16 protein-coding genes are annotated in these 15,925 nt (G+C 61.1%); 2 read left to right on the plus strand and 14 right to left on the minus strand.

The genetic code is table 11. The features are described 5' to 3' along the window. Positions 1-15: 15 nt before the first annotated feature. The 4 genes from METAC_RS0103270 to METAC_RS0103285 all read right to left on the minus strand — a co-directional run bounded on the left by METAC_RS0103270 (position 16) and on the right by METAC_RS0103285 (position 3,865). A complete protein-coding gene (locus METAC_RS0103270; protein WP_026605923.1) occupies positions 16-909 on the minus strand; it encodes a hypothetical protein in 894 nt (297 codons plus the stop codon). After that, positions 882-1,757: an autotransporter outer membrane beta-barrel domain-containing protein gene (locus METAC_RS25040; protein ID WP_198017157.1), complete on the minus strand. Its 876-nt coding sequence runs from the start codon at positions 1,755-1,757 to the stop codon at positions 882-884. The genes METAC_RS0103270 and METAC_RS25040 overlap by 28 nt, the downstream gene beginning before the upstream one ends. 11 nt (positions 1,758-1,768) lie before the next feature. Next, positions 1,769-2,602: a two-partner secretion domain-containing protein gene (locus METAC_RS25045; RefSeq protein ID WP_026605925.1), complete on the minus strand. Its 834-nt coding sequence runs from the start codon at positions 2,600-2,602 to the stop codon at positions 1,769-1,771. Between the two features lie 88 nt (positions 2,603-2,690). Next, positions 2,691-3,865 (minus strand): IS3 family transposase gene (locus tag METAC_RS0103285; RefSeq protein WP_156898090.1). Its coding sequence is split into 2 segments (ribosomal slippage): positions 2,691-3,601 and positions 3,601-3,865, totalling 1,176 coding nucleotides; the frame shifts between segments, so codons are not numbered across the junction. Between the two features lie 40 nt (positions 3,866-3,905). On the opposite strand from METAC_RS0103285, the gene METAC_RS0103295 reads away from it, so the two are divergent. Next, positions 3,906-4,112, plus strand: coding sequence for a L,D-transpeptidase family protein (locus METAC_RS0103295; RefSeq protein WP_026605928.1), 207 nt, complete (start codon positions 3,906-3,908; stop codon positions 4,110-4,112). Positions 4,113-4,335: 223 nt separating this feature from the next. Here METAC_RS0103295 and METAC_RS0103300 read toward each other — a convergent pair whose 3' ends face one another. From METAC_RS0103300 to METAC_RS0103335, 6 genes are all read right to left on the minus strand, one after another. Beyond that, positions 4,336-5,214, minus strand: a complete 879-nt coding sequence (locus METAC_RS0103300; protein WP_051335347.1) for a dienelactone hydrolase family protein — start codon at positions 5,212-5,214, stop codon at positions 4,336-4,338. A gap of 32 nt (positions 5,215-5,246) precedes the next feature. Further along, complete coding sequence (locus tag METAC_RS0103305; RefSeq protein ID WP_198017158.1) at positions 5,247-6,284, minus strand: DUF4424 family protein; 1,038 nt, start codon at positions 6,282-6,284, stop codon at positions 5,247-5,249. 200 nt (positions 6,285-6,484) lie between these two features. Further along, positions 6,485-6,829, minus strand: a complete 345-nt coding sequence (locus tag METAC_RS26265) for a hypothetical protein (protein ID WP_210162535.1) — start codon at positions 6,827-6,829, stop codon at positions 6,485-6,487. 233 nt (positions 6,830-7,062) lie between these two features. Further along, positions 7,063-7,776, minus strand: a complete 714-nt coding sequence (locus METAC_RS0103315; RefSeq protein WP_036255927.1) for a Crp/Fnr family transcriptional regulator — start codon at positions 7,774-7,776, stop codon at positions 7,063-7,065. A gap of 164 nt (positions 7,777-7,940) precedes the next feature. Next, positions 7,941-9,212 carry an adenylate/guanylate cyclase domain-containing protein gene (locus METAC_RS25050; protein ID WP_051335349.1) on the minus strand — a complete coding sequence of 424 codons (1,272 nt, stop codon included), beginning with the start codon at positions 9,210-9,212 and terminating at the stop codon, positions 7,941-7,943. Between the two features lie 611 nt (positions 9,213-9,823). Next, complete coding sequence (locus METAC_RS0103335; protein WP_026605933.1) at positions 9,824-10,063, minus strand: DUF2188 domain-containing protein; 240 nt, start codon at positions 10,061-10,063, stop codon at positions 9,824-9,826. Between the two features lie 32 nt (positions 10,064-10,095). On the opposite strand from METAC_RS0103335, the gene METAC_RS26270 reads away from it, so the two are divergent. After that, positions 10,096-10,263, plus strand: coding sequence for a hypothetical protein (locus METAC_RS26270; RefSeq protein ID WP_156898092.1), 168 nt, complete (start codon positions 10,096-10,098; stop codon positions 10,261-10,263). Between the two features lie 195 nt (positions 10,264-10,458). On the opposite strand, the gene METAC_RS22170 is transcribed toward METAC_RS26270, so the two are convergent. From METAC_RS22170 to METAC_RS22175, 4 genes are read right to left on the minus strand one after another with little or no spacing between them, the layout of a single operon-like run. Next, a complete protein-coding gene (locus METAC_RS22170) occupies positions 10,459-11,721 on the minus strand; it encodes a Gfo/Idh/MocA family protein (RefSeq protein ID WP_051335350.1) in 1,263 nt (420 codons plus the stop codon). Beyond that, positions 11,718-13,124, minus strand: a complete 1,407-nt coding sequence (locus METAC_RS0103355; RefSeq protein WP_084143429.1) for a D-arabinono-1,4-lactone oxidase — start codon at positions 13,122-13,124, stop codon at positions 11,718-11,720. The genes METAC_RS22170 and METAC_RS0103355 overlap by 4 nt, the downstream gene beginning before the upstream one ends. Further along, on the minus strand, positions 13,031-13,759 hold the full coding sequence (locus METAC_RS0103360) for a hypothetical protein (RefSeq protein ID WP_026605935.1): 729 nt from the start codon (positions 13,757-13,759) through the stop codon (positions 13,031-13,033). Before METAC_RS0103360 ends, METAC_RS0103355 begins: the two co-directional genes overlap by 94 nt. Continuing rightward, entirely contained in the window at positions 13,759-15,477 is a 1,719-nt protein-coding gene (locus tag METAC_RS22175; protein ID WP_156898093.1) for an AMP-binding protein, read from the minus strand. The genes METAC_RS0103360 and METAC_RS22175 overlap by 1 nt, the downstream gene beginning before the upstream one ends. Positions 15,478-15,925 lie beyond the last annotated feature (448 nt).

The following is a 15,925-nucleotide window of genomic DNA, read 5'->3' on the forward strand; positions in this document are numbered from 1 at the left end:
TCGGACAACGCTGCCTCATTCAACTGTCTTGATCAGGGCGTCATTGCCAGCGCCGCTGACGTCGTTGATGGTCAGATTGGATATCGTATGACCAAGCCCGTCGAGAGTAGCGGGCGTCACGACGGTGTGGAATCTAATTCTCTGGGTCTGGCCCAGCTCGGCAATCGGCGCGCCGCTCAAAGCCGTGCTTGGGGCAGTCAGATCGCTGGCCAACGCATAATAGCCGGCGACGCCGCTAATAGCCGTCAATTGATCCCAGCTCGTGATGGGCGTGTAGACGTGGTTGTTTAAGGTAAGTGTTCTAGAACCGCTGAAATCCAGCTTGCCCACGAATGTCCCATTGCCAACGCCATCCGTTGTGCCAAACTCCATATAGAGTTCGTTCGAGCTGCCATCGACATTCGTCCTGGAACCATAGTTTGCGACGAAGCTCGCTGTGCCGCTCGCGGTCATCACGGCGTTGACGTAAATATTGCTTGCCGCGTCGAGCGTCAACGTGTTCGCCGACCAAGAGACAGGTCCATCAATGAAGATGTTCGCGGCGCTCACGCCGACAGATTGTCCGACCGATATATTGTTTCCGGCCACGAAGGCGAACGAGCCGGTATTGTCGCCAAGGTCCGTGACAGATGCGTTAAGGTTTATATTGTCTGCAGCCGTGAATGTCAGGAGGCCGGCTCCCGAGATCACAGGCGCATCTATGTTGATATCGCTTGCCGATGTCAGCACAAGGTTGATGTCTTTAAGCGAGGCGATCGAAAGCGGCGAGCTAATCGATATGGTCGAAAGCGGCGAGAGAGTCAGCGTATGACCGAAGCCGTTAAAGTTCCCAGTGAGTTGGTTTACAGACGAAAATCCGAGGGGTTTTACGTCTGCAAGAGTCAGATTGACGAGACTGGTGCCAAGCACGTAATTCGAAGTTGGATTTTTCTGGACCGCATCAAGATCCTTAACCGATTGATGGCAGTATAATTCTGGCCCTGCAGAGTCACGCGCCCGTTGCTCGAAAAATAGATCCTACCCGTGTAGGAGCCGGAGGTGTCGAGGCTCATGTAAAGCCCATTGGGGCTGCCATTGGCGTTTGCGCCTGAGCCATAGGTGGCGACAAGGCTTCCCGATCCGGTCGCGGTCATCAGATTGTTGACGAAGATATTGGCGCCGGCGTTGAGCGCCAAGGCGCCCGTCGTCCAGTTCGGTATGTCGCTTATGTTGATGTTATTGCCCGTAAACGTCCACGATCCTCGTGCCGTCCAGCTTTGGGGGCCATTGATATTGATGTTGTCGCTTGCGGTCGCAGTGAGCGTATTGACTGCGAGGGTGGAAGGCGCGTTAATGCTGACGTCTGTTCCCGCGTTAAGCCCAAGCGCGCCGCTTCCGGTGATCGCCGCGTTGATGTTTATTGCGGAGTATGCGGAGAGCGCCAGCGGTGTATTTTCAGACCAGTTCACCGTATCATAGACAAAGATACTATTCGCGGCCGTAAACGCCCATGAGCCAGCTGTGGTCCAGCCCTGCGCGGCCTTTATATTGATGTTGTTGCCCGCATCTGCCGTGAGCGGATTGACGACAAAAGGGGAGGGCGCATAGATGTTGATATCGTACCCGGCTCTTAGTGTAAGCGCCGAGGCGGCGCCGCTTCCGGTGATCTTCGCGTTGACGTTGATGTTCGTGTCTGCTGTAAGCGTCAAAGCACCGCCTGATGACCAGGTCACCGGATTGTTTACGTTGATGGAGCCGCCATTGCCGTCTTTGGCCACCGCCTGGACCGTCACATCGCCATTGGCCAGCGGTTCCCAAGCTGGGCGCCCATTATATCGCCGCCGGCAGCGATTGTGAAGTTCACCGGATCAATCAGCCAAGTGCCATTCTCGCCACTCGCTGATTTTGTCGTGATGACGGCGTCTTCGGCGATCGTCACCCGATTGCCGCTGGTCTCGATCTTGCCGCCATTTCCGCCCTTCGGCTCCGAGGCGTCGAGCTTGCCGGCGACTTTCACGGTTTCGCCCGAGGCCAGAAGCTTGATCGACCCAACATGGGCCGTGCCCGACGCGCCGGAGCCGCCCTTGAGCGCCGCCATGGTCTGCGCCTGGATGACGCCGCTATTGTTGACCTGCGCCGAGAGCACCGCGTCGGCCGCCTTGGCCGTCAGGACGACGCGGCCGCCGTCGGCCTTAATCGCGCCCTTGTTCTCCACCAGCGCGTTCAGCGTCCCTTCGTCGATCGTCACGTCGACAAGGGAATCTCCGTTGAAATTGAGGGTGATCTTATTGCCCGAGGCCATCGCGACGGTCCCCAGCGTGGCCGTGATCACGCCCTGGTTGGAGACCGTTTGGCCGAGCAGCGCGACATAGCCGCCGTCGGCTGCGTGGATCGTGCCCATATTGACCACGGAGGCCGAGGAGGAGCCAGAGAATACGTAGTTTCCGGCCATGAAATTCTTGTTGGAAATGTCGAGCGTTGAGGCGACGAATCCGCCGACATTGACCTGCGAATCCTTGGTGAAGAGGACGCCCGCCGAATTGATGATGAAGACCTGACCATTGGCGTTGAGCGCGCCGGAGATGACGCTTTGCTCATTGCCGATGACGCGGTTGAGCGTCACCGACGAGCTGCTCGGCTGGTTGAAGTTGACTGTCTCCTGGGACCCGATGGAAAATGACCTGCCCCCACTAGGTGGTCCGAGTTAAATGTTAGTGCATTACTGGTCTCAGGGCCAGCGGCTGAGCGCCCGGCGGAGCTGGTCGGGTTAGCGCAGCGGGGCGCTCAGGGAAGAGAACAATCGGCGCCGGCGGCCGATATCCCAGCGATGAATGTGGCCGGACTTCGTTGTAATGCCGTCGCCAGGCTTCGATCGCGGCCTTTGCCTCCTTGAGGGAATAGAAGATTTCTCCGTTCAGCATTTCGTCGCGCAGCTTCGAGTTGAAGCTCTCGCAATAGCCGTTCTCCCACGGGCTGCCTGGCTCAATATAGGCGGTCTCGGCTGCGACGGCTCCGATCCAGTCTCGCACCGCCTTGGCGACGAACTCAGGGCCATTGTCCGAACGAATGTGGTCAGGAACGCCGCGCAGGATGAACAAGTCCGACAGCACGTCGATCACTGTCGTCGAGTTGAGCTTTCGATCAATCCCGATCGCCAGGTATTCGCAAGTGACTTCGTCGATGACATTGAGCATACGATATTTGCGCCCGTCATGTGTCCGGTCCTCAACGAAGTCATCGGCCGATACATGGTTGGGTCGCTCGGCGCACACGCGCACGCAGGAGCCGTCGTTCAGCCACAGCCGGCCGCGTTTTGGTTGTTTTTGTGGGACTTTCAGCCCCTCCCGTCGCCAGATCCGCTGGACCCGCTTGGCGTTCACCATCCAGCCCGCGTGGCGCAGCAAAGCCGTGATCCGCCGATAGCCGTAGCGGCCATAGGCCTTGGCGAGTTCGACGATGTCGGCGGTCAGAGCCGCCTCATCGTCGCGGCCGCGGGCGGGCTTGCGCTGAGTGGACCGGGGCTGCCGGAGCACCGCGCAGGCGCGACGCTCCAACACCTTCAGTTCCGACCGCACCTTATCGACGCAGGCGTGGCGACGGGCGGGGCTTAGAAGTTTCCCCGGGCGGCTTCGGTCAGGATCAGCTTGTCCAGGGTCAGGTCCGACACCACCCGCCGCAACCGGGCGTTCTCCAGCTCCAGGTCCTTCAGCCGCTTGACCTGGTCGCTCTTCAGGCCGCCGTACTCCGCGCGCCAGCGAAAATACGTCGTCTCGGTCACCGCAATCGTCTTCACCGCCTCGGCGATCGACTTGCCCTGCGCCGTCAGGACATCAACCTGACGCAGCTTGGCGAGCATCTCCTCCGGCTTGTGCCGCTTTATTCCCATCGCTCCATCCTTCCAAATGGTCCGCGGACCAATATACCGGATGGATCACTTCAAGGGGCGCAGACCACTCGGCGCCCGGACCCTCTATCTCTACCAAGGCGACAGGGACGCGCTGCTTTGCATCTATCGAACCAAAGAGCCGCAGACGATCGGCAAGGCCGTCTCTTCAGGCTGCATTCGCATGATGAAAGCCGCCGCGATCAATCTTAACAATCGCATCGAGGGGGGCGCGCAAACTCACCGCTGAAGGCATGACGCGAATCCTCTTCGCGCCATGAAATCATCTCAACCGTAAAAAGAATCCTTCGTGAGTCTGGAATGAAGGGCGTTGATATGAGTCCGAAGTGAATTCATCAGTTAAGCAATTCAAATATTTAGTATCGGGGTCCCGCAGTTATCGACGTTCCGACGTCAGGCGGATTAGCCCCCCAAGTTTGAGACGGGCTCCTTAGCAATGGGATCATGATGCCCTATGGCGATAGCAATTTTCGGACGAACCGAAGGGTTTCCTCCACGGCGTCATGGGCAGCTTCGCGGTTGGCGACGATCCGTTGGCGTTTCTCGCTAGGATCGTCGAAACCATGCGTCGCGCCGGAAAACACCTCTATGCCGATGTCCCCGCCGCGACGCGCCGAGTTCTCGACGAGGCCAACGCAACGCTCGGCGGAAACTTCTTCGTCATTGTCGCCGGAGAACACGCGCACTGGCGCGTAGGGACGATAGGTCCCGTCGAAACGCTCATGCAAGGCGCAGGCGGGATAGAATGCGACCGCGCCCGCAAAGCCGGCTTGCGCGGCTGGCTGATTTTCCGCGAGAGTCGCATCCGACATCGCCGCCAGCGCCGCGCTGCCGCCATTCGACCACCCTTGCAGCGCGATCCGCTTCGGATCGACGAAAGCCTGTTGGCGCAAATAGACGAGCGCGCCATAGGCGTCGAGCGGACGCACGGTCACTTCATTGACCGCCTCCGGCCGATCCTTGTAGGAATGGATCGGAAATCCTTCCGGATAGCTGCGCGGGCCGAAACTGTCGACGAGAAGCACGACAAATCCCTGATCCGCCCAGAACCGCCCCCACGCGGCGTGACGCCTCGACAGGGTGGAGGCGTCATAAACCCCATTGGCGGTCGAGGAGTAAGGACCGGCGCGTCCGTGCATCATGACGATGGCGGGTCGTGGGCTCCGCGCCGCCGTCTCGGGCATGAACACATAGCCGACAAGCTGCGTTTTTCCGTCGAGGCTCGGAAAGCTCACTGGCTTTGGTGGATTGTCGGTTGACCGCGCGGGGTCAAAGGGCGCGACGGCGACCACGAGAGTAAAAAGGAACAAAAGGCGCAGACGCGTGGACATGTGGCGCAGCTTTCATGAGAATCCTGGGAAGGTCACACATCGGCCGGGCTGAATATCACAATGCGCAATTCGCCATTGTCATTGTCCTCAGGAACCGTGCCGGTCACGATTTCCAACCCTTGCGATTTTTCATTGGCGCCGCAAAAGGCGACGATGGCGTCGGCCCGAGGCTTCTGCACCGAGAGGGCGATCGCTGGCATTTCCAGAAAGCCGGACGGGCCATCGACGTCGATCGAGAGCTCAATCGCCCGCCAGGACCCACGCGACTTCAACCGCGCATGCAAGGCCGCCAGACTTTTCGCGGAAATGCAGTAATCGTCCTTCAGCTCGTCGAGGCTTTCTTCGTCGCCTTTGTCGACCGGATACTCCGCCTTGATGGGTGTGAAGGTCGCTTTGACCGGCGTGACAGTGTTGGCCGGCAGCTTGATCTGGAACTCGCGCACGACATCGAGCGTCCATCCCGCGCTCGGCGCCTCGTCGGACTTCGACGGATCGCGCGGCGACATCAATCCCATTTGCGCGAAACTGGCCGCGACGTCCGGCGGAAGCTCGCGTAGCGCCTTGTCGGTCGCGGCGCCGAACGGCAGAAGCGGTGCATGGGCGGCTTTCAAATCGGCGAAATGATTGAGCCCCAAGGCCTTCACCGAGGCATGCGGCTTCGTCTCGATATTTTCACCGCCGACCGAAATTTTGAGCCCGACCGGATTTTCCGCGTCGTCGAAGGGAAGCTCCCAGGTCTCGCTGTCGTCGTTGCTCGCCGCCAGGGAGGGCATGCTGACGCTGGCGGCGAGGCTGAGCGCGGCCGTCCCGGCATTCTTGAGGCCATAGGAATAGGCGACGCGATTGGCGGCGATTTCTATGCTCATGCTGACGACGGCGACATGTTGATCGTCTCCCATCTCCATGGCGCCGACTGTCAAGGCGGTTGGTTGCGGGCCTTCGTCCTCGTCCGATTGCGGGGCCGCGGGCTTTTCCGTGGCGGGCTTCGCATGTTCGGCGAGGGCGCTCGTGGTCGCAAGCGCCGAGCCGGCGCAAAGGAGGGCCAATGTCGCAAGGAGAATTCGGCTCATTTGCATTCTCTCAACAGGAAAAAGATGTGGGGCGGTCCTCCCTAGGATCAAAGGGAGGACCGTGGACGGCTTTGAACGCTAGGGCATGTTCCGAAAAAGCCGCCTGACTTTTTCGATTGGGCCATGCTCAAGCTCAATCGATCTGGAGCATGCTCTTGTCGATTTGAGGATTCCATACAATCGGAACGCGCTCCATCGGCTCAATTCGGATGGCAGTAGCGGCCGAGATAGCCGAGGTGGTAGCCGGGCGGGCAGGCGCGAGGAGCGCCGCTCACCGCGACGCCATAGGAGTGATGGCGCCAGTGATAGTGGTAGCCGTAGCGGTAGTGATAGTGGTACCGGTAGTGATGAAAGCGGTGATGATAGTGGTGAAAATGACGGCCCCAATGACCAAAATGGCCGTGCCGATGAAATCCGTGGTGGAAGTGATGAAAATGGTGGGAGCGATGGGAGTGATGGAAGCCGCGGGCGAAGGCCTCTGACGACAAAGCGGCGACGGAGAGAGCGAGGCTGGCGGCGACGACGAGAGATTTGAGGAGGCGCATGGATTTGAGACCTTTGTTGGTTCGAGCCTGGCCTTCGGGCTGGATGGGTTGTCCCTCGGGCATGAAGGGAATTTATCAGGGGCCTTCGCCCGGCGCTGTTCCCTCGGTGACAGGCCGCGACAATTGTCGAGATCTCCGCGAGCAGGCGTGCGCGTCAGCACCAGGTCGATGGAGGCGGCCCGATGGGCGCGGCCGAACCGATCCCCTCCCGTCGTCGGCGCGAGAGGGTCGCTTCAGACTTCCTCCCATTGCGCGATCCGAGCCAATTTCGCGCGGTCGCAGAACAGCCGATCGGAGGCGCGCTTGATTGCCTCCGCGGCTTCGAGAGCGCCGAGCGCGGCGTTGATCTTGGGCCGGCTCGCGCCGAGCAGCAGGGCGAGCTCGCCCTGCGAATAGGGGAGCTCGAGCGGCGTGCGGCGGCCGCTCGCCTCGGGTCCGCCTTTCAACGCCACGCAGAGAAATCGCGCGAGCCGGATCTCCAGGGGATAAAGCGCGATGGCCTCCATCTTGTCGCTCGCGTCGCGCAAGCGTCGGCACAGGCAAGCGATGACGGCGTCGGAGATCGCCGGGATGTTTGATCGAAGCTCGTGAAAGGCGTTGCGTTCGAGGCTGAAGGCGACAATCGCGGTCAAGGCGGTCGCCTCGGCGCTCCGGCTGCCGCCGTCGAGCAGCGCGATCTCGCCGAAGAGATCGCCGGGGCCGACGATCTGGAAGCTCAATTCGCGCCCCTCGCTCGTGGCGACAGCCAATCTGACGTGACCTTCGAAGATAATGTAGAGATGCGTTCCAGGATCGCCGCGCGCAAACAACATTTCACCGCGCGTAAATTGCGCTTCCCGAAATTTTTCGGCGCAGGCGGTGAGCGTCTCGGGCGAAAGGGCTCCAAACAAGGGCGCTCGGGCGAGAAGCTCCATGAGGCGCGACGGCCCGCTGCTTATCGGCTCCAAATCGTTTCCGCCATCGAGACGACCCACAAGTTTAAAACGCCCCCGCCGTTGTCGCGTGGGAGGTAGACCGAACGAAAGTAAAACATATTTCGTATAAGTTCCTAGACCTTTTCGAAGTTGGCAGAAGCCTCATTACGCCATGAAGAGCGCGTCTCAGCGCCCCTTCAAGGCTTGGCGATCGGACTCGTCTGACGTTGTGAGAGCACGATCCGGGAGCCTTGGGCATAGAGGTAGCAACGCCCATCGGCTTCCCTTGCGGCGTCATCGTCGTTGCAGAGCTTCAGGGCCTGGGACTCGGCCCGTCGTTGTGACGCGGCGCCCGAGACGACGGTCAACACCCCGCGCGGATGGATCGCGGCGGCCTTCGGCTCGGGCGCCTCGAGATAGCCGACCACATCGGCGCGCTTGGCGACCAATGGGCGAACGGCCGGAATTTGCTCGACATCGAATGGTCCGGCATAGGTCACGCGCGCCATCTCACGGGTCGCATGCGTCGCCCCGTCCGTCATCGGCGCCATGGCGTCGTCGACCGCCGCCAGTTCGCAGGGCTCGTTGTAGGCGATCTGACATCGCTCCAACACCTTTTCCTCGGCTGCGGCGACGGAGGGCCAATCTCCGGTCCACCAATGTGACTGCGCCTTGGGCGCAATTGCAAGCGCGCGGTGCGGACCAATGGCGAGGTAGTCGGCGACGAGTTTCGTCCGAGTCCTTTCATTCATTTTCGCCTGGCTGGCCGTCAGAACGGCCTCGAGCCTAGCCGCCAAATCGAGGCGCGCGGCGTGGCGCACGAGATAGAGTCCGCCGAGCGCGAGTGCGACGACGAGGCCGGCCGCAACGCCAGAAAACGCAAGCAGGCGAAAGGAGAATCTGGGCTTCGCAGGAGTCTGCCTAGGAAGGACGTCGATCGCCGCCGCCGCCAATGAGACCACCTCTACGGGGCGCGCGATATTCTTCACCTGATGCGCGCCTCCATCTGTGAATGGCGCGTCGATCTTGTCCCTGACTTGTTCGTAGGCCGCCAGCGAAAGGCAAATGCCGCCGGGCTCGGCGAGGGTTTGAAGCCGCGCCGCGACATTGACGCTGTCGCCGAAGAGGCTCCGATCCTGCACGATGACGTCGCCGATGTTGACGCCCATGCGAAAGACGATGCGCTTGCTTTCAGCGAGCTCGGCGTTGCGGTCGGCGAGCTGCTGTTGCAGGGCGATGGCGCAGCGGGTCGCGTCGCAGACGCTGCCGAATTCGAGCAAGAGGCTGTCGCCGACCGCGTTGACGATGCGGCCGCGATGGCCAGCGATGGTCGCATCGATGAATTCGCTACGGCAACGGGTCAGTCGTTGTAGCGTGCCGGCTTCGTCTTCCCCCATCATCCGACTATAGCCGACGACATCCGCCAAGACGATCGCGGCGAGCGTGCGCTTGACGGCGATATCGTTCATGCCAATCGTAATCCCGGCTCTTGACCCTTGCTCGGTCGATGTCTCGAAATTTCTATGGCCTTTCGGCCCGAACCGTCAAGCCGAAGCGACGCAAGGTGATCTTGGCGTCCAAGCGCCATTTACGATTTTAGCGCCTGAGGGTCGGCTCCATTGAGCGGAGCGCCCGTCAAAGCAGGTTTGATCGTCATCGGTGAATGCGCTCGATTATCGCGAAGGGCATGGCTGGCGCAGTCACGTCAACGCGACAGCGGCGCCCCCCCGCGAGTTCCAGCAAAGCCCGCCCTCCGATCCGTCCCGAAGGTCATAACAACCCGAAAACCAAACCACCCTTACGTGTGATACGGTCTCATTCGGGCATCCATTCAAATGTATCATTTGCTAGGCAAGGACAGTTTTGTTGATTCGAGCGACTGAGGCGACGTCGATCGATGTCACAGCGATGCGTATCTCATTGGCGAAGATATCGAGCATATTTTCGACTCAGGCCCGTCCGCTCGCCGTCAGGGCGAAGACTGGAACGCGTCCGAGCATGACGTCTTTCGCTCCCAACACAAGCATGCGCACCACATCGAGCGGCGGAGGCCGCGGCCTCGGTTGGCCGGGTTGACGCCTCAGCCCTTGACATCGGTCTCGGGCCGATCCCCGCCTGACGACGGTTCGTCGTGCCATCCACCGTTCTTGTCTTCATAAGAAATATCCGTCGCGTCTCCAGGGACGAGTTGTTCCTTCGCCGCGCGATCCGCTGCACTGCGGGCGAGCGCATGAGAGAGGAAAGTCTCGGAGAACACCCCATCTACCTTGTAGGCCCAGCCGCCGTCATGTTCGACGACCTCATAAACAATCTTGGTCATGTATCGCTCCTTTTGCTTATAAGCGGCGCCAAATGCCGAACCTCATTGCATCCGACTGGATTGTAGGGCGCCACCCGTTCAATTTCATCGGCGCCGGCGCGCGCTTTGTCGATATTCTCATTGAAGAGGGGCCAAAGAACCTAAAGCGCCAAGCTCTATTGGGGGTGCTCGTTAATCCGATCATCGTGCAGCGACGATAATGACACGCCAAGAAGCGAGCTCGAGGCCTTGCCTTCCAAGGTCGGCGTGCGTCGCATAGGGCGCTGCGCCAGTCCAGCTTCGCGTAATCAGCTGGAAATCGGCAAAATCGTCGGCCGCCCAAGCGCCGCCGGCTCATGGAGCCCCGTGCTCGCGCAGGCGGTTGCGGCCGCCAATTTCGATTCCTTCACAAGCTTTCAGGAATCCAAAGCGCGCTTCCGGTCTAGAACGCCGAAGCCGATCGGTCGGAACTGATCCTTCGCGTCATATTCGATCGAAACCGTCGACTGCAAATCAAGGCTGCGCCGGCCCGCCTCGAGGATCGCCGTCGTTTGGAGCTGTCTTTCAGGAGGCGGAAGCGTTGAGGGGATCGCCTCGACGCTTCCGCAGGCTCGCGCCCGGGCAACCGCCTCTATGAACTCAGCTATGCTCCGATATCCATAGCTCTCCTGGCCATCGAACCCGCCGTCGCTCGATGAATAGCGCATGAATAAGGGATTGGGACTGCTGTATCCGTCCGCCAAGGTCGCTACGCTATAGCCCCTATGCGCCTGGTCCACTCGGATCTCGCCGTCGCTCCAAAGCCCGAAGAAACGTTGCTGCGAATGGACGTCGGAAGGCGGCGCAACCCAGGACGCCGCATAGACAGCCGTGCCTTGCGCTCCACTTGGGATATTGGCCCAGTCCACGAGCAGCGTGATCGTGTCTTCGAGGGAACGGCCGAGCAAAGCCTCGCCCACGCCAGTAGCCTTCGAGGCGGTCACGCGCAGCGGCCGCCCGCGCCCCTCCATGGTCCATACGTGCCAGTCAACGTGATGCGCATTCAGGTAATAGCTGATGTCGCTATGGACGCCGGCCCAAGCGCTGAAGGTTTCGAGTTGTCTGCGGGGCTGGCTCATGTAGCTGGCGTAATAGCCGAAATCGCCGAGCCGTCGTGCGCGGTCGCGCGCATCCGCATAGATCGGATCCAGCCGCTTATGCATGTCCGTGAGAACCAGTACGTTTCGAGCCGCGTCGCATATGGCGAAATTCTCCTCGAGCGTCTGGACGAGGGGCTTGAGCACGAAGGCGTGAATCCCGAGGCGGGCCGCCCTAATCGTGATCTGCGCGTGGAGATGATCGGGAACGGCCACGATCGCGGCGTCGCCGGGCCGTAGCGCTTCCAGCGCGCTCTCCCACGATTGTTCGTCCACCTCATCATCGCCGGGCGAGGTTTCTATGTCCGAAGGGCGCAGGCCGGCATATCGCGAGAGGCTTTCGGCGATATGCGTCCGAATAGCCGGGTATCGGCGGCCGTCTCGACAGCAGAGGCGGATCTTGCCGATCTTTCCGCGCCGCTGGAGGTCCAGAAGGGAGAGGAGCGCCACCCCGGCTCGCTTGTCGGATCGCGAGGCGCCCGACGCGGTCCAGCCTGTGACATATTCACCGGCGCCGATCACCAGCACATCGGGCGTGGTCATGCTTCGAGCGTCCTTTCAGTGAACGCATTGCGTAGCCGATTTTCAGGATCGAGTCTGCGCCGCAAGCGTCGAAAATCGTCCCAACGTGGATAGAGCCGCCGCAATGAAGCCGGCGATGTCTTGAAATATTTGGCCCAATGCGGCCGGCCTTCGAACGCCGCCATATGCTTGCCGAAGGCGTCGAACCATGGCGTCCAATCGCTATCCCGTCCCCAGGGAAGATAGGCGATCGCGCCGATCCAGCAGCGCGCCCCTCCAAATGCGGGACTGAGCCAAATATCGTCGCCGGCGGTGAAGCGGATCTCGATCGGCAAATGCGCGCGAAAGCCGTGACTCTCCACGAGAGCTCTCACCCCGAGCGCCGCATCCCGCGCGCAATGCGCGGGAACCGCCCATTCGCAGACGCGTTGCCGGAACAGACAATCCAGGGTGAGCTTTTCCTGGCTCCGCCCGCTTGACCCTCGTCCACGCGCGAGAAAGGCTTGCGCATAGGCTCGATTGACCGCGGGAAGCAGCGATGGGCGCAAGCTCGCGGCCCAGAGCGCCGCCTGATAGGCGTGATAGCCGAAAACCCGTTCGCGCATTCTCAGGCTCAGGCTGGCGCGCGACTTTTCTCGGTTCGCAGCGGGCTCGGTTCGAAACGCGCGCCAGCCCCAGGCCTGCTCGACATACGGAAGATACCAGATGCGGCAATGATCCGCCGAGGACCACCATGACTCGTCGAGCGCGACTTCGAGTGTGATCGGTCCCTCCTCCACACGCAAATCGAAGGCCGGCGTGACTTTCAGACGAAAAGCCGTATGCACGCCAAGCGCGCCCAAGCTCAACCGCCCCGCCGCGAAGAGATCCGGTTCGCGTGTGGCGTTTGCGCGCTTCAGGCAACCGTCGACCGTGAGCATCTCGAGTTCAGAAATCCCGGTCGAAAGGACGCCGAACGCCGCTCCGGTTCCATGGGTGCCGGTGGCCAGCGCGCCGGCGACCGTCTGATCAGAGATCGAGCCGAGGTTCGGCAAGGCCAGGCCATGCCTTTCGAGGATATCGGACAGAGCTCGAAGACTCACTCCCGCTTCCACCTCGACCTCGTTGCGATCGAAGTCGATGGCGCGAATTTTGTCGAGCCCCCGCAGATCAAGCAGGCGCTCGTCGCTCATCGCGATGTCGTTGGCCGAGTGACCGGCGCCGAAGACGCGCACAGAGTCTCCGCTTCGCGCTGCGTCCTCCAGAGCTTCGGCGAGCTCATCGACCGCTCGGATGCGCTGCAGACGCAGAGGCCTGCAAGAGTGCGTGCGCGACCAATTACGGATCGCCCTCACTGGACGCGCACCCAGCCGCCGTTGATGCCGAGCGCCGCCAGGTGCCGCCTGGCCCGAATGTTCTTGCTCGCCAATTTCTCTCGAAACCATGGCGCGGCAGATTCAGCGCGACCGTTCATCCAATCTACCGAAGGGAGCTTGATCAGCCAAGCGTCGGAGGCGTCGGGGAACAACATCTGATGAAGCGCGATCGTCGGAACCTCCTCGACGCCGCCGATCGGACTTCCGCCGAGATTATCGGAAATAAGCTGAAAGCCCACCATGGAAAGCCTAGAGAGATTCCAAAGGGCGAATGTGTTCCAAGGGGAGGTTTCGCCTCCAAGCGCCTGCCGGCCGGGGGCGGCACCGTGTCCCGGATGCATGCGCGCGCCAACGACCAATGTCTTCGAATCCATCAGATGCGACATCTCGACGACCGCCCCGCGAGTCGCCCGCACCTCCAAGCTCCACATCAGAATTGCGTCCGCAGTGACACTCGCTTCGGCGACCAAGGCGTTGAGAGCGCTGCTATAGCCATTCCAGGGGCTCACCGTGATGGCTCGGACCTTGGCGCGAGCGTGCAACACACCTCCGAGACGCTGGCGAGCGGGCGCGTCGAAAGCGATGATCGCCTCGTCGGCGCAGGCGGTTGCGCAATCAATCCATTCACGCACACGCTGCTCGGGGGGCAACCCCCTCGGCCCGGCGTGGATGCGCGTAGCCGCTATGATTTGTCGCTTCTTCATCAGCGCGTCCTGAAGTCGGGATCGGACCCACCCTCCTTCACTGCGCGCAGGCGCATCTCGTTCAGCGGAAGGTAACGGCCCTGATGAAGCACAAGCCATATGCCCGGCAGACCGCCCGGGCCCTTCTCGGCCAGATCGCTTTTCATCTTCTTGAGAGTCGCCGTGAGCGCGTGCGAAGCGTCGGATAATCGCAAAAAGCAGGGAATCGCGGTCGAGGGGAGGCGCATGCGCAATTGCTCTAAAAGCAGGTCCGGATCGAAGTCGGATGCGGAGAGGATGGAGGCTAGACCGACTTTTCCATCATGCCCCGGAATCGGGACGCCGACGACCGCCGCTTCCAGGACGAGACCCGTCGCGAGCAAAGCCTCCTCGACTTCCACCGAAGAGTGATTTTCCCCTTTCCATCGAAAGCTGTCTCCCAGTCGATCCACGAATTCGAAAAACCCTTCCGCGTCGCGTCGCAACACGTCTCCCGACCGCCACCACATGTCTCCGGAAGCGAACAGGTTGCGCCAGATCTTCGCTTCATTGAGATCGGCGTCGAGATAGCCGTCGTATTTTCCTTCCGCTACGCGCAATAGTAATTCACCGGATTCCTCGGCGGCGACGGGGCATCCGGATTCGTCGATCAGGACGACCTCGTCGGCGTCCGGATGGTCCGGCGGCACATAGCCGCAAGCCCCCGGTCGTCCGGTCCAATTGGTCAACGCGCCAGCCGGCATTTCTGTGGCGCCGTAGTGTTCGACGACATGGGTCAATCCGAAGCGTTCAACCGTCTTTCGCCAAAGATCGCGCCTCAGCCCATTGCCGAAAGCGATTCGCAAAGGCGTGTCCCGGTCGCTCTCAAGACGAGGAATGCGGTCCAGCAAGCGCCAGAGCTCGCCGATATAGACCATCGATGTGCAACGGTATCGCCGCACGTCGTCGAGAAAGGCGCTCGCGGAAAATTTTGCGCGAATAACGGCCGTCGCTCCGATCTCAACACAAGCGCCGAAGGCCACCGCAAGGCCATTTCCGTGGTTCAACGGCAAGGAAATGTAGCAACGATCGTCACGCCTTATTCCCGTCCGCAATCCCCAAGCGACGCCCGCGCCGACGAGCCTCTTGTGACTGAACCGCGCCGCCTTGACGCGTCCGGAGGTGCCGCTCGTGAAGATGACCAACGCCGTGTCGTCCAGCTTCACACTCTCTCTGGCGCTTGACGAAATTCCGCCTTGTGACATCGAAAGGATCGACTGAAAGGAATCGCCGGTCGCGCCCGGCGAAGGAGAGCCGATGACGATGTCGACGCCAGCCAAGCGGGCTCTGCTCGCACTAAGCTCGGGGGGATCCCTGTCGCTCAGCAACGCCGCTTCGACGCCCGCTTTCGTCAGGCCGACGACCGCGGCGAGATATTCGGCGCCTTCGCCGCGCAGTCCGATCCTTGCGCGGCCTGTGCTCGCCGCCCAAGCGCCAATGCGATTGGCGGCGTCATCCAGCTCTTCCCAGGTCCAGCGCCGGCCTTCGACTTCCTCAACGGCGACGTCGTAGGGATGAGCCTCGACCGCCATATCCCATCGATCGGCCCATGATCGAATGTTGACCAGTTCGCGCCAGCGCGAGGATTCGAGCTGCGAGAGCGCGCCATAGGCCTCAGGCAGTTTTGCCGATGGCTTGATCAGGGGCTGCCAGGATCTCGATGCGGCGTCATCCGCATCGGCGGCGGCGCTCTTCAGCATCCGGAGCGCCAACGCGGTTTGCGGGGCCAAAGCTCAAGTTGAGACTCTGACACAAAATCCACCGACATTTTGCGCCTCCTAATGTCGACCGATAGCGCCACCTGTTTATGATGGGCTGACCATTATCGTCAAGGTTAAGCAAAGTCTAGCACGTCGATTTCGTGGCGGTGGTCATTTGTGCGTGATTCATTCTGGGCGGCTGCGGTGCGGCTTTCTGCATGATTATAGAGTCGACGAAGAGGGCGGCACGGCGACAAGCGTTGGTGATCGAAGAGGAGGATTTGGTTCCATTCACCACGATTGCGCGCTCGTGCACGGAGCCGGCGAAGCGCGCGGAGCGGGCGCGGATCTCGCTCGCCTATCCGAAACTTCCACTAGGCGAAGACGGCCTAACAGCCGGCTTAAGGCGCTCCCGGATCGGCGTCGGTTCCGCGCTCGTCAGCGTTGC

The organism is Methylocapsa acidiphila B2 (genome assembly GCF_000427445.1).
Taxonomy (GTDB): Bacteria; Pseudomonadota; Alphaproteobacteria; order Rhizobiales; family Beijerinckiaceae; genus Methylocapsa; species Methylocapsa acidiphila.